This window comes from Micromonospora sp. NPDC048170, from assembly GCF_040652795.1.
Classification (GTDB): Bacteria; Actinomycetota; Actinomycetes; order Mycobacteriales; family Micromonosporaceae; genus Micromonospora.
In genome coordinates, this window is sequence record NZ_JBEZMR010000004.1 from 336,007 (window position 1) to 349,379 (window position 13,373).

At 73.6% G+C, this 13,373-nt stretch carries 11 protein-coding genes; 8 read left to right on the forward strand and 3 right to left on the reverse strand.

Going from position 1 to position 13,373, the window contains the following annotated elements; genetic code table 11:
* The first annotated feature begins 129 nt into the window (after window positions 1–129).
* The gene (selD, locus tag AB0D32_RS10080) at window positions 130–1,119 is read left to right on the forward strand and encodes a selenide, water dikinase SelD (RefSeq protein WP_357087210.1); all 990 of its coding nucleotides are present in this window, start codon (window positions 130–132) and stop codon (window positions 1,117–1,119) included.
* A gap of 469 nt (window positions 1,120–1,588) precedes the next feature.
* Window positions 1,589–2,068: a hypothetical protein gene (locus AB0D32_RS10085; RefSeq protein WP_357087213.1), complete on the forward strand. Its 480-nt coding sequence runs from the start codon at window positions 1,589–1,591 to the stop codon at window positions 2,066–2,068.
* A 93-nt stretch (window positions 2,069–2,161) separates the two neighbouring features.
* Here AB0D32_RS10085 and AB0D32_RS10090 read toward each other — a convergent pair whose 3' ends face one another.
* A complete protein-coding gene (locus AB0D32_RS10090; protein WP_357087215.1) occupies window positions 2,162–2,392 on the reverse strand; it encodes a DUF2277 family protein in 231 nt (76 codons plus the stop codon).
* 51 nt (window positions 2,393–2,443) lie between these two features.
* Here AB0D32_RS10090 and miaB point away from each other — a divergent pair, with 51 nt between their 5' ends.
* Window positions 2,444–3,979 (forward strand): tRNA (N6-isopentenyl adenosine(37)-C2)-methylthiotransferase MiaB, encoded by a 1,536-nt coding sequence (miaB, locus tag AB0D32_RS10095; RefSeq protein WP_357087218.1) that lies wholly within the window; start codon window positions 2,444–2,446, stop codon window positions 3,977–3,979.
* A gap of 180 nt (window positions 3,980–4,159) precedes the next feature.
* Here miaB and AB0D32_RS10100 read toward each other — a convergent pair whose 3' ends face one another.
* A complete protein-coding gene (locus AB0D32_RS10100; protein WP_357087221.1) occupies window positions 4,160–5,368 on the reverse strand; it encodes a DUF349 domain-containing protein in 1,209 nt (402 codons plus the stop codon).
* A gap of 289 nt (window positions 5,369–5,657) precedes the next feature.
* On the opposite strand from AB0D32_RS10100, the gene AB0D32_RS10105 reads away from it, so the two are divergent.
* From AB0D32_RS10105 to dapF, 3 genes are read left to right on the forward strand one after another with little or no spacing between them, the layout of a single operon-like run.
* Window positions 5,658–6,398, forward strand: coding sequence for a class III extradiol dioxygenase subunit B-like domain-containing protein (locus AB0D32_RS10105; RefSeq protein ID WP_357087224.1), 741 nt, complete (start codon window positions 5,658–5,660; stop codon window positions 6,396–6,398).
* A complete protein-coding gene (miaA, locus tag AB0D32_RS10110) occupies window positions 6,395–7,300 on the forward strand; it encodes a tRNA (adenosine(37)-N6)-dimethylallyltransferase MiaA (RefSeq protein ID WP_357087227.1) in 906 nt (301 codons plus the stop codon). Before AB0D32_RS10105 ends, miaA begins: the two co-directional genes overlap by 4 nt.
* A gap of 7 nt (window positions 7,301–7,307) precedes the next feature.
* Entirely contained in the window at window positions 7,308–8,159 is an 852-nt protein-coding gene (gene dapF / locus AB0D32_RS10115; protein ID WP_357087229.1) for a diaminopimelate epimerase, read from the forward strand.
* A 189-nt stretch (window positions 8,160–8,348) separates the two neighbouring features.
* On the opposite strand, the gene AB0D32_RS10120 is transcribed toward dapF, so the two are convergent.
* Window positions 8,349–9,815, reverse strand: coding sequence for an NAD-dependent malic enzyme (locus AB0D32_RS10120; RefSeq protein ID WP_357087231.1), 1,467 nt, complete (start codon window positions 9,813–9,815; stop codon window positions 8,349–8,351).
* Window positions 9,816–9,990: 175 nt separating this feature from the next.
* On the opposite strand from AB0D32_RS10120, the gene hflX reads away from it, so the two are divergent.
* Both hflX and AB0D32_RS10130 read left to right on the forward strand, forming a co-directional pair.
* The gene (hflX, locus tag AB0D32_RS10125; protein ID WP_357087234.1) at window positions 9,991–11,442 is read left to right on the forward strand and encodes a GTPase HflX; all 1,452 of its coding nucleotides are present in this window, start codon (window positions 9,991–9,993) and stop codon (window positions 11,440–11,442) included.
* Window positions 11,443–11,493: 51 nt separating this feature from the next.
* On the forward strand, window positions 11,494–13,323 hold the full coding sequence (locus AB0D32_RS10130) for a hypothetical protein (RefSeq protein WP_357087237.1): 1,830 nt from the start codon (window positions 11,494–11,496) through the stop codon (window positions 13,321–13,323).
* The last annotated feature ends 50 nt before the right edge of the window (window positions 13,324–13,373 follow it).

Consider the following 13,373-nt stretch of genomic DNA (forward strand, 5'->3'; position numbering starts at 1 on the left):
GTGGCGAGACGCAACCCAGTTGGTCACGGAGCGATAACACCAGTTCCGATCAGGGCAAGAGTCCGTTTCTGACCGCGCCGCGGCCCGCCTCGATGGCGGGATCCGGGCGGCTCGGGAGATCATGTGGGGATGACCGAACCGGTACGGCTGACCCGGTACGCGCGGGGCGGCGGCTGCGCGTGCAAGATCCCCCCGGGAGAGCTGGAGACCATGGTCGCCGGGCTCGGCCCGGCCACCGGCGCCGCCGAACTGCTCGTCGGCCTCGACCACGGCGACGACGCCGCGGTGGTCCGGCTCGACGAGCGCACCGGCCTGGTCACCACCGCCGACTTCTTCACCCCCGTCGTCGACGACGCGTACGACTGGGGGCGCATCGCCGCGACCAACGCCCTCTCCGATGTGTACGCCATGGGCGGCACCCCCCTCGTCGCGCTCAACCTGCTCTGCTGGCCGCGCGACATGCTGCCGCTGGAACTGGCCCGGGAGGTGCTGCGTGGCGGGCAGGACGTGGCCCGCGACGCCGGCTGCCACCTCGCCGGCGGGCACAGCGTGGACGACGAAGGCCCCAAGTACGGGCTGGCCGTCACCGGGGTGGTCCGGCCGGAGGAGCTGATCACCCTGGACGCGGGCCGGGCCGGCCTGCCGCTGTCGCTGACCAAGCCGCTCGGCGTCGGGGTGCTCAACACCCGGCACAAGGCCACCGGGGAGAGCTTCCCCGAGGCGGTCGCCGCGATGACCACCCTCAACCGGGACGCGGCGCGGGCCGCGGTGGCGGCCGGCGTCCGCTGCGGCACCGACGTGACCGGCTTCGGCCTTCTCGGGCACGCGTCCAAGCTGGCCCGGGCGAGCCGGCTGACGGTGGCGATCGACGCGGCCCAAGTGCCCTACCTGACCGGCGCCCGGGAGGCGGTGCGCGACGGGCACGTCAGCGGCGGCAGTAGGCGCAACCTGGAGTGGGTCACCCCGTGGACCGACTTCGGCCGGCTCGCCGAGGCCGAGCAGCTGCTGCTGGCCGACGCGCAGACCTCGGGCGGTCTACTGGTCGCCGGCGAACTGCCGGGCGCCACGGTCATCGGCGAACTGCTTCCGCCCGGAGAACACCGGCTAATCGTGCGCTGAGCACCCCGAGACCACCCCAGCGGCGCCTCCGCGCCCGCGCCCTTCCGCGCCCACCCGCGCGCCTCCGCGCCCTTCGGCCCGCTTCCGCGCTCCCGAAACCCGCGATCTTGCACTTTCGGTCCGCGTAGTGGGGTTTTTGCGCGCTTTGTCGGGGCGCAAAGTGCAAGATCGCGAGGGCTGGGCGGGAGGGGTGGGCGGGAGGGGGCGGGAGGGGTGGCGGGAGTGGTGAGGGGGAGTGGTGAGGGGGAGGGGCGAGGGGGTGGGTAGGTCGGCGTGGGGTGTGTTGGGCGGGGCACCGTAGCCGATAAACTGTCATCTTTCCGCTACTCCGGGCGATGGTGCTCGAGGAAATTTTGCCCGGAATGGTCACAGACCGGTAACTTGCCCCCGGCTGAGGTCATATGCACCCCACCATCATCAGTAAGGCCCGATCCGGAGGCCGGTGGGACGAGCACAGCGAGGAGGCGGCATGACCGAGCTGTGGAACTGGAGAATCGACCAGGTGCGGCCGGTGGAGGTCTACCCTGCACTGGCCGAGGCGCTCGGCCGGGTGGTGATGCCCCTGGCGGCGGCGGACCCGGTCCGCCTGCCGACGTACGCGGTGATCTGCGACGTCTGGCAGGCGCCGGGGGAGTTCGCCACGATCGTGGACTGCTACGGGGTGCCCGACGGGCTCTCCGAGCACGGCAGCATCGCCGCGTTGGCGCGACTGCTGGACCGCAACTGTCTGCTGCGCGACGACACCCTCGACGCCGGGCGGCACCTGCTCGTCGCGCCGGACGGCACGATCCGGCCGGTGCACTTCGACGTCCGGGAGACCGACGACGGCGAACTGCTCGCGAACCAGCGCCTCTGCACCGAGGCGGATCCCCGCTGCCGCGGCTGGTCGCAGTGCCACCGCTCGCGCTGGGCGCCGGACTCGGTGCTCCCGGCGCTCGCCGCCGCCTGAGGCCGGCCCGCACCAGTACACCGACGACTGCCCGCCGCCGACGGGCGGCCCGGGCAACTCGAGGGCCCGGCCGTCCCGGCACCGGCGGTGGGGTCAGGTCGCCGGGCCGGCGGAGCGGCTGCCGCGTACCTCCAACTCGCTGAGCAGGGTCGCGGTGGCCGCGGCGACCGCAGCCACCGCCGCGTCGAAGGCCGCGGCGTTGTGGGCGGCGGGCTTGCGGAAACCCGAGATCTTGCGGACGTACTGCAACGCCGCGGCGTCGACGTCGCCTGGGGTCACCTCGGCGACGTACGGCTCACGTAGGGTCTTGATGCTCCGGCACACGGCTCCTCCTCGTTCGGTCCAGTCGGTGGGCCCGGATACGCTGTCCGGGTCATGACTACCGCAGCGGCGAGCAGCCCGCGCACCTATCAGGTGCGCACCTACGGCTGCCAGATGAACGTGCACGACTCCGAGCGCATTTCCGGCCTGCTTGAGCAGGCGGGCTACGTGCGCGCCGCCGAAGCCGACGACGACCCGGACGTGGTGGTCTTCAACACCTGCGCCGTCCGGGAGAACGCCGACAACCGGCTCTACGGCAACCTCGGTCACCTGCGCCCCGTCAAGGCCAGACACCCGGAGATGCAGATCGCCGTGGGCGGCTGCCTGGCCCAGAAGGACCGGGGCGAGATCGTCCGCAAGGCGCCCTGGGTCGACGTGGTGTTCGGTACGCACAACATCGGGTCGCTGCCGGTGCTGCTGGAGCGGGCCCGGCACAACGCGGCGGCCGAGGTGGAGATCCTCGAATCCCTCGACGTCTTCCCGTCGACGCTGCCCACCCGGCGCGAGTCCACGTACGCCGGCTGGGTGTCGATCTCCGTCGGCTGCAACAACACCTGCACGTTCTGCATCGTGCCCTCTCTGCGGGGCAAGGAGAAGGACCGCCGCCCCGGCGACATCCTCTCCGAGGTTCGCGCCCTGGTCGACGAGGGTGTGCTGGAGGTGACCCTGCTCGGGCAGAACGTCAACTCCTACGGCGTGGAGTTCGGCGACCGGCTCGCCTTCGGCAAACTGCTGCGGGCCTGCGGCGACATCGAGGGGCTGGAGCGGGTCCGGTTCACGAGCCCGCACCCGAAGGACTTCACCGACGACGTGATCGCCGCGATGGCCGAGACGCCCAACGTCTGCCACTCGCTGCACATGCCGCTCCAGTCCGGCTCCGACGAGGTGCTGCGGGCCATGCGTCGCTCGTACCGGGCCGACCGCTACCTCGGCATCATCGAAAAGGTCCGGGCGGCGATGCCGGACGCGGCGATCACCACGGACATCATCGTCGGCTTCCCCGGCGAGACCGACGCCGACTTCGAGCGCACTCTCGACGTGGTCCGTGAGGCCCGCTTCTCCTCCGCGTTCACCTTCCAGTACTCGAAGCGCCCCGGCACGCCGGCCGCCACGATGGACGGCCAACTGCCCAAGCAGGTCGTGCAGGAGCGCTACGAGCGGCTGATCGCCTGCGTGGAGGAGATCACCTGGGCGGAGAACAAGAAGCTCGTGGGGCAGCCCGTAGAGGTGCTGGTCGCCGTCGGTGAGGGACGTAAGGACGAGCGCACCGGCCGGATGTCCGGCCGCGCCCGCGACGGCCGCCTGGTCCACTTCGCGACCGGCGCAACCGGGGCGGACGGCCGGCACGGCGGCACGGGTGTCCTGGCCGGGCAGATCCGCCCCGGCGACATCGTGCACACCACCGTCACCTACGCCGCCCCGCACCACCTCAACGCCGACGGCGAGCTGCTGGCGCACCGGCGCACCCGGGCCGGCGACGCGGCCGAGGCGGGACGCGTCCCGCGTACGCCAGGGGTGCTGCTCGGGCTGCCCACGGTCGGCGCCCCAGCCGCGCAGCCCGCGCCGACGACCGGCTGCGCCGCGCACTGACCCACGACCGGCCGGGGCTCCCGCGTGGCGGGCCCCGGCCGGTGGGCTCAGCCGTGCCCGGCCCGCCGGAGCTGCCCCTCGCGATGCGTCCACCGCCCCCGAGCCGGGGCAGGTACGGAGAACATGCGGAAGCCCCCGGTCCGTGCTGGACCGGGGGCTTCCATGGTGGCTCAGTTCAACTCAGCCGGCCTGCTCGGCGAGCTGGAGGAACTGCCGCTTGGAGGCCAGCGCCTGCTCGGCCTCCTTGACCCGGCGGGCGTCCCCGGCCGCCTGGGCCCGGGCCAGCCGCTCCTCGGCCTCGGCGACCTGCGCCCGCATCTGGGCGAGCAGGGGGTTGTCCTCCTTGGTGGTCCGCCGCCACGCGGAGTCCATCACCTCGCGGACCTTCTCGTCGACGGCCCGCAGCCGGCGCTCCAGCCCGGCCGCCGCCTCACGCGGCACCCGGCCGGCCTCGTGCCACTGCGCCTGGATGTCCCGCAGCTTGGCCTGCGCGCCCTTCGGGTCGCCGTCGACGTCCAGCGCCTCGGCCTCGGCGAGCAGCGCCTGCTTGCGCTCCAGGTTGCCCCGCTGCTCGTTGTCGCGCGCGGAGAAGACCTCGCTGCGTCGGGTGAAGAACCCGTCCTGCGCGGCCCGGAACCGTTCCCAGAGCTTCTGCTCCGCCTCCTTGGAGGCCCGCGGGGCGGCCTTCCACTGGTTCATCAGGTCCTTGAGCTGGTTGGCCGTGGCCGCCCACTCGGTGGAGTCCTTGACCTTCTCGGCCTCGGCGACCAGCTCCTCCTTGACCGTCTGCGCCTGCTTGCGCTGCGAGTCGAGGGAGGCGAAGTGGGCGCCCCTGCGGCGGGTGAAGCCGTCCCGCGCAGCGGCGAACCGCTTCCACAGCTCACCGTCGGTCTTCTTGTCGACCCCGCGGATGGCCTTCCACTCGTCGAGGATCTCCTTGAGCCGGTCCCCGGCGGTCTTCCAGCCGGTCGACTCGGCGGCCAGCTTCTCCGCCTCCTCCACCAGGGCCTGCTTGCGGGCGAGGGCCTCGCCGCGAGCCGCGTCCCGGGCGGCCTTGGCCTCGCCGGCCTTCTCCTCGGCGACCGTGGCGAGCCGGTCCAGCCGCGCGGCCAGCGCGTCGATGTCGCCGACGACGTGCGCCTCGGCCAGCGAGGCGCGGATCCGCCGGATCGTGGTCAGTGAGTGGCCTGCGTCAGCGGCGCCCGAGTTGAGCCGCGCCTCCGTCAGGTTGACCTCCGTCACCAGGTCGTCGAAGCGGCGGGCGAAGTGGGCCAGTCCCTCCTCGGGCGCTCCCGCTTGCCAGGATCCGACCACCCGCTCGCCGTCGGCCGTCTTGACGTACACGGTGCCGTCCGCGTCCACCCGTCCGAAGGCAGTCCAGTCGCTCATGTGCCCATCCTCGTTCTCCCGGCGTCGCGAAGCAGTCCCGCGATCGCCGCCACGGCGCAGCAAAGTTTCCCCCGGCATTGTCACAGGTGCGACCCCGTTCCCGTCGAGCGCCTATCGCCGACCGTGACCATACGGTGTCCTACCGCCTGCGGACAGACTCCCTGGGAGGAGTGTCGGAATCCCGGCGTACGCCGTACGGGCGGATCGGCCAGGAGCCGGACCGGGGACGACGGCGAGCGGGCGGCCGGGTGCGGGGCACCGGGCACGGCCGTGCCGATACCGTTGCCTGGTGCCCCTGGTCGCCGCCGCCGTCTGCCCACACCCGCCGCTGATCGTCCCCGAGCTGGCCGGTGCCGCCGCGCCCGAGCTGGACGAGCTCCGTGCCGCCTGCGACGCCGCCGTCGCCGGGCTGCTCGCCGCCGAGCCCGAGGTGATCGTCCTGGTCGGCTGCGGGCCGGAGACCACGCGCTTCAACCCGGCCGACCACGGCTCCCTGCGGCAGTACGGCCTCGACCGGTACGTGCGGTTGTGGAAGGTGAACTGCGCCGGGGGCGAGCGGCTGCCGCTGAGCCTGACCGTCGGCGCGTGGCTGGTCGGCCGTTCCCGCACCGAGCTGCCCCGGCTGGCCCGGTCCGTCGCCGCCGACGCGTCCCCGGCGCAGTGCGTCGAGCTGGGTGCGGCGCTCGGCACGCAGGCGGAGCCGCGTACGGCGCTGCTGGTGGCGGGGGACGGGTCGGCCTGCCGCGGCCCGAAGTCGCCCGGCTACGACGACCCGCGCGCCGAGGCGTACGACGACGGGGTCGCCCGCGCCCTGGCCGACGCGGACGCCGAGGCCCTGCTCGACCTGGACCCGGCCCTGTCGGCGCAGCTGGGGGCCGCCGGCCGCGCGCCCTGGCAGGTGCTGGCCGGCGCGGTCCGCGCGACGGGCGGCGACTGGCGCGGCGAGCTGCGCCACTACTCGGCGCCCTACGGCGTCGCCTACTTCGTGTCGTCCTGGGTCCCGGCGGTCGCGGACGGCGGGCCGCGATGACGGTCGTCGCCGTGGTGGGGCCGACGGCGGCCGGCAAGTCCGCGCTGAGCATCGCCCTCGCGCACGCCCTCGACGCCGAGGTGGTCAACGCCGACTCGATGCAGCTCTACCGGGGCATGGACATCGGCACCGCCAAGCTCACGCCCGCCGAGCGCGAGGGGGTGCCGCACCACCTGCTGGACATCTGGGACGTCACCGAGCCGGCGAGCGTCGCCGAGTACCAGCGGCTGGCCCGCGCGGCGGTCGACGACATCCTGGCCCGGGGCCGGGTGCCGCTGCTGGTCGGCGGCTCCGGTCTCTACGTGCGGGCGGTGCTGGAACACTTCGAGTTCCCCGGCACCGACCCGGTGGTGCGCGAGCGGCTGGAACGGGAGCTGACCGAGGCCGGCCCCGCCCCCCTGTACGCCCGGCTGCGCGAGGCCGACCCGGCCGCGGCGGCGGGGATCCTGCCCGGCAACGGCCGTCGGATCGTCCGCGCCCTGGAGGTCATCGAACTGACCGGCGCGCCGTTCACCGCCTCGCTGCCCGACCCGACCCCGTACTACCCCTGCGTGCAGCTCGGGGTGGACCTGGACACCGCGCTGCTGGACGAGCGGATCGCCCTGCGGGTGGACCGGATGTGGGCCGACGGCCTGGTCGCCGAGACGCGGGACCTCATCGGGCGCGGCCTGCCCGAGGGCCGTACGGCCAGTCGCGCGCTCGGCTACCAGCAGGTGCTGCGCCTGTTCGCCGGAGAGCTGACCGAGGCCGGGGCGCGCGACGAGACCGTCCGGGCCACCCGGCGTTTCGTCCGGCGGCAGCGGTCCTGGTTCCGCCGCGACCCGCGGATCCACTGGCTGGACTCATCGGCGCCGGACCTGATCCCGGCCGCCCTGCGCCTGCTGCCGGCCGCTGCGCGATGATGGGGGCGTGCAGTTCACCAAGGGCCACGGCACCGGCAACGACTTCGTCATCCTGCCCGATCCGGACGACCGGCTCGACCTGACTCCCGGGCTGGTCGCGGCCCTCTGCGACCGGCGGCGTGGAATCGGCGGCGACGGCGTGCTGCGGGTGGTCCGGGCGGCGAAGCATCCGGAGGGCGCCGAACTGGCCGGCGAGGCCGAGTGGTTCATGGACTACTGGAACGCCGACGGGTCGTTCGCGGAGATGTGCGGCAACGGCGCCCGGGTCTTCGTCCGCTACCTCGTCGACACCGGGCTGGCCGAGCCGGAGGGCGAGGCGCTGGCGGTGGCCACCCGGGCCGGCGTCGTGCGCGCGCTGGTCGCGGCCGACGCCGTCGCCGTCGAGATGCGCCGCCCCCGGCTGTACGACACGTCGACCGCCACCCTCAGCGGGCTGACCCTGCCCGGCACGGCCGTGGACGTGGGCAACCCACACCTGGTCTGCGCGCTGCCGTCCGGGCTGGACCTGCCCGCGCTCGACCTCACCCGGGCCCCCGACGTCGACCCGGCGGTCTTCCCGGCCGGGGTGAACGTGGAGTTCACCGCGCCCGGCGAGCCGGTCGACGGCACCGACGGGCACGTGCACATGCGGGTGTACGAGCGAGGCTCCGCCGAGACGCTCTCCTGCGGCACGGGTGCCTGCGCGGTGGCCGCCGTGGCCCTGCGCGACGCCGGCCGGGACACCGGCGTGCTGGCGGTGGACGTCCCTGGCGGACGCCTGTCGGTCACGCTGACCGACGACTCCTGCTGGCTGGCCGGCCCCGCGGTCCTCCTGGCCACCGGAACCCTGACCCCCACCGCCCTCACCACCCCAGCCTGACCAGCCCCACCCTGGCCCCCGCCGCGCCCGCCGCACCCGCCCCACCCCCGCCACACGCGCGCGATCTTGCACTTTCGGCCCGCGAACTGTCCGCTTCGGGGCGGAACGTCGGGGCCGAAAGTGCAAGATCGGCGAGGTCGGGCGTGGGGTGGGCGGCGGGGGAGGGGCGGCGGGGGAGGGGCGGTCAGGTCAGGGGGTGGCGGAGGCCTCGGCGGCGATCTCGGGGAGGTCGGCCGGGCCGGGGTCGGCTGCCGGGGGCGGGGGCGGGTTCTGGGCGGCGGCGCGGACCGCCGCGGCGACCGCCGGGGCGACCCGGGAGTCGAAGACGCTCGGCACGATCACCGTCGGGTTGATCTTGTCCTCGCCGACCACGTCCGCGATGGCCTGGGCCGCCGCGATCGCCATCTCCTCGGTGAACTCCTCGGCGTGCGCGTCCAGCATGCCCCGGAAGACGCCCGGGAAGGCGAGCACGTTGTTGATCTGGTTCGGCTGGTCGGAGCGGCCGGTGGCGACCACGGCGGCGTACTTGCGCGCCTCCCGCGGGTCGACCTCCGGATCCGGGTTGGCGAGCGCGAAGACGATCGAGTCCTTCGCCATCGCGGCGACGTCGTCGCCGGTGAGCAGGTTCGGCGCGCTCACCCCGATGAAGACGTCCGCGCCGCATACCGCCCCGGCCAGGTCGCCGGAGTAGTTCTCCTTGTTCGTGTGCTCGGCCAGCCACTGCCAGGCCGCGTTGAGCCCGGTCATCCCGCGGTGCAGTGCGCCCCGGCGGTCGTACGCGATGATGTCGCCGACGCCCTGGCGCAGCAGCAGCTTCATGATCGCGGTGCCGGCCGCGCCCGCGCCGGAGACCACGACCCGGACGTCCGCGAGCTGCTTGCCCACGACGCGCAGCGCGTTGGTCAGCGCGGCCAGCACGCAGATGGCGGTGCCGTGCTGGTCGTCGTGGAAGACCGGAATGTCCAGCGCCTCGCGCAGCCGCGCCTCGATCTCGAAGCAGCGCGGCGCGGCGATGTCCTCCAGGTTGATCCCGCCGTACGCCGGGGCGATCGCCTTGACGATCTGCACGATCTCGTCGGTGTCCTGGGTGTCGAGCACCACCGGCCAGGCGTCCACCCCGCCGAAGCGCTTGAACAGCGCCGCCTTGCCCTCCATCACCGGCAGCGACGCCGCCGGACCGAGGTTGCCCAGGCCCAGCACGGCGGAGCCGTCGCTGACCACGGCGACGGTGTTGCGCTTTATGGTGAGGCGGCGGGCGTCCGCCGGGTTCTCGGCGATGGCCTGGCAGACCCGCGCCACCCCGGGGGTGTACGCCCGGGACAACTCGTCCCGGTTGCGCAGCGCCACCTTCGAGCTGACCTCGATCTTGCCGCCGAGGTGCAGGAGGAAGGTCCGGTCGGAGACCTTGCGCACGTCCACGCCGTCCAGCGCGGTCAACGCGTCGACCACCTGGTCGGCGTGGCTGGCGTCGGCCGTGTCGCAGGTCAGGTCGACCAGCACGTGGGTGGGGTCGGAGTCCACGACGTCGAGGGCGGTGACGATCGCGCCGGCCTCACCCACTGAGGTGGTCAGCCGGCCGATCGAGGATGCGTCCGCCGGTACGGCGATCCGGATCGTGATCGAGAATCCGGCACTTGGAAGTCGGGTGATGGCCACGGGGTCCCTCCGTCGACGCTGAACGGCTCGCCCCGCATTTCTACTCGCCCCGGCCGTCACGTCGGGCAGCCGCCCCCACTTTTGTGGCTTATCGCGGTGGGCATATAGCGGGTGCGTTCCGCGTTGGCACATGTCAGGATTGCTCGGTACGTGACAGAACGGACAGGAGACCGGCTTGCACAACCAGGAGACCCTTCTTCCCTACGAGGACGACGAGCTCGACGCCACCACCGGTGAGTTCGAGCTGTCGGAGCGGCAGGCGCTGCGGCGGGTCCCCGGCCTCTCCACCGAGCTCGCCGACATCACCGAGGTCGAGTACCGCCAACTGCGCCTGGAGCGCGTGGTCCTCGTCGGCGTCTGGACCGAGGGCACGCAGGTCGACGCCGAGAACTCCCTCACCGAGCTGGCCGCGCTGGCGGAGACCGCCGGCTCGCAGGTGCTCGAGGGGCTGATCCAGCGGCGCGGCCGCCCCGACCCGGCCACCTACATCGGCCGGGGCAAGGTCGACGACCTCGGCTCGGTCGTGCTCTCCAGCGGCGCCGACACGGTGATCTGCGACGGTGAGCTGTCGCCGTCCCAGCTGCGCAACCTGGAGCAGCGCATCAAGGTCAAGGTGGTCGACCGCACGGCGCTGATCCTCGACATCTTCGCCCAGCACGCCAAGAGCAAGGAGGGCAAGGCACAGGTCGAGCTGGCCCAGCTCGAATACCTGCTGCCGCGCCTGCGCGGCTGGGGTGAGACCCTGTCGCGGCAGACCGGTGGTAGCGGTCGCGGCGGCGGCGCCGGCGGCGGCGTGGGTCTGCGCGGTCCCGGTGAGACGAAGCTGGAGACCGACCGGCGTCGGATCCGCCACCGCATCTCCCGGCTGCGCCGGGAGATCAAGGCCATGCGGACGGTACGCCAGACCAAGCGCGCCCGGCGCTCCCGCAACGCCGTGCCGGCCGTGGCCATCGCCGGCTACACCAACGCCGGCAAGTCGAGCCTGCTCAACCGGCTGACCGGGGCGGGCGTGCTGGTCGAGAACGCGCTCTTCGCCACCCTCGACCCGACCACCCGCAAGGCCACCACGGCCGACGGGCGGCTCTACACCCTCTCCGACACGGTCGGGTTCGTCCGGCACCTGCCACACCAGATCGTCGAGGCGTTCCGCTCGACCCTGGAGGAGGTCGCCGAGGCCGACCTGGTGGTGCACGTCGTCGACGGCACCCATCCGGATCCGGAGGAGCAGGTCCGGGCGGTCCACGAGGTGCTCGCCGAGGTGGGCGCCGACCGGCTGCCCGAGCTGCTGGTGGTCAACAAGACCGACGCGGCCGACGAGGAGATGCTGCTGAGGCTCAAGCGGCTCTGGCCGGAGGCGGTCTTCGTCTCCGCGCACACGGGTCGCGGCATCGACGGGCTGCGCGAGGCCGTCGAGGCGCGGCTGCCCCGCCCGGCGGTGGAAATCCGGGCGGTGCTGCCGTACGACCGGGGTGACCTGGTGGCCCGGGTGCACCGCCAGGGCGAGGTGCTGAGCACCTCCCACCTGCCCGAGGGCACCCTGGTGCACGTCCGGGTCGGCGAGGCGCTCGCCGCCGAGCTGGCGCCGTTCCGGGCGGAGGAGGGCCAGCCGTTCGCGGGCGCGCGATGACGGCCTCCCTGCGTCACTCGGTGGAAACGTCCGGCATGCGACACTGATTCAATGCGCCGCGCTGTCTCTTCGGTCACGGTCGTCCTCGGTTTGCTGGGGGCGACCGTGGCGTGTACCGGAGTCGCCCTGGCGGCGGCGCCCGCCTCCGCCTCGTCCCCGCTCGCGGCAGCCCCGGGCAAGAAGCGGTGCACGATCACCGACGAGCGACTGCGGGAGCTGTCGGGCCTGGTGGCCACCAAGAGCGGCTACATCGTGATCAACGACGGCACCGACGTGGAGAGCCGCAAGCGGGTCTTCTTCCTCGACGCCAAGTGCGGGATCGCAAGGGAGCCGGTCCGCTACTCGGGGCAGGGGCCGTTCGACACGGAGGACCTGGCGCTCTCCCCCGACGGCACGACGCTCTGGATCGCCGACACCGGCGACAACGTCACCAGCCGCGAGCGCCGCGAGCGGGTGGCGCTGTGGAGCATGCCGGTCAGCGGGGCCAAGCGGCCGGTGCTGCACCGCCTCGCCTACCCGGAGGGCAAGCCGCACGACGCCGAGGCGCTGCTGATCGGCGACGACGGCAACCCGTTGATCATCACCAAGGTTATGTCCGGCAAGGCCCAGATCTTCGCCCCCGCCGAGAAGATGAAGAGCGGGGACACCCCGGCCGTGCCGATGAAGAAGGTCGGCGAGATCAGCCTGCCGGAGACCGACACGGACAACCGGCTCGGCGCCCCGGGTCGCGTGGCGATCACCGGGGCGGCACGGTCCCCCGACGGGTCCCGGGTCGTGGTGCGCACCTACGCCGACGCCTTCGAGTACGACGTGACCGGCGGCGACGTCGTGGCAGCCCTGACCACCGGCAAGCCCCGGGTGACGGCGCTCGCCGACCCGTTCGGGGAGGCGATCGCCTACACCCCCGACGGCAAGACCTTCCTCACCGTCTCCGACGGCGGCCAGCTCGACGAGGACACCCCCATCGACATCCTTGGCTACACACCCTCCACGGAGGGCGCGAAGCCGGTGGCCGGCGGGGGTGACGCGCCGAAGAAGGCCGACCAGTCCTGGGTCGACGGCCTGAGCCTGAGCGACATCACCTACCTGATCGCGGCCGTGGGGGTGGTCGGCGCGCTGATGGTGGCGGCCGGCGTCTTCGGCATCGTCCGGGCCCGACGCAAGCCGGCGCCTGACCACGTCGACGACGATCCTGACCGCGACGGCGTCCCCGCCGACGACCGGCATGGGCCGGCGGACGACGGCTTCCTGCCGCCCGGTGACCGGGGGCGGGGCGGTGTGTACGGCGGTGCGCCCGCAGGCGGGGTGTACGGCGGCCCGGCCGGTGGTGGGCGTGGCGGGCCCGCCGGTGGTGGCGGGGGCCGTGGCGGTGAGGGCTACGGCGGCGGGGGCCACGGCGGCGCCCGCCCGGCTGGCGGTGGCGTCTACGGTGGCGCCCGTCCGGCCGCCGGCGGTCACCCGCCGGCCGGTGGACGGCCCGGCTTCGGCGGGCCGCCGCCCGGTGGGGGTGGTGGCTATCAGGGTGGTGGCGGCGGTGGCCGTCATGGTGGTGGTGGTCGCCAGGGCGGCGGTGCCGGTGGTCGTCAGGGCGATGGTGGCGGTGGTGGTGGCCGTCAAGGTGGCGGGCACCCCGGTGGTGGTGTCTACGGCGGCGGGGGCCAGCCGGGTGGCGGTGTCTACGGCGGTGGTCGGGGGGAGCCGCCGCGTCGGGGTGGCGAGCCGGACCCCCGTGGCCAGCGGCCGGTCCGCCGCCGCGACGACGGCCCCGAGGACGGTCGCCGTTATGGCCCGGAGGGTGGTCGCGGCTACCGCCCCGAGGACGGTCGCGGCTATGGTCACGTGCCCGACGGCGGCCGGGGCTACCGGGGCGATCGCTACTGACTTCCGCCGGTTCGGCGGCTGGCGGCGTGTGCCGGGGCGCCCGCACGACC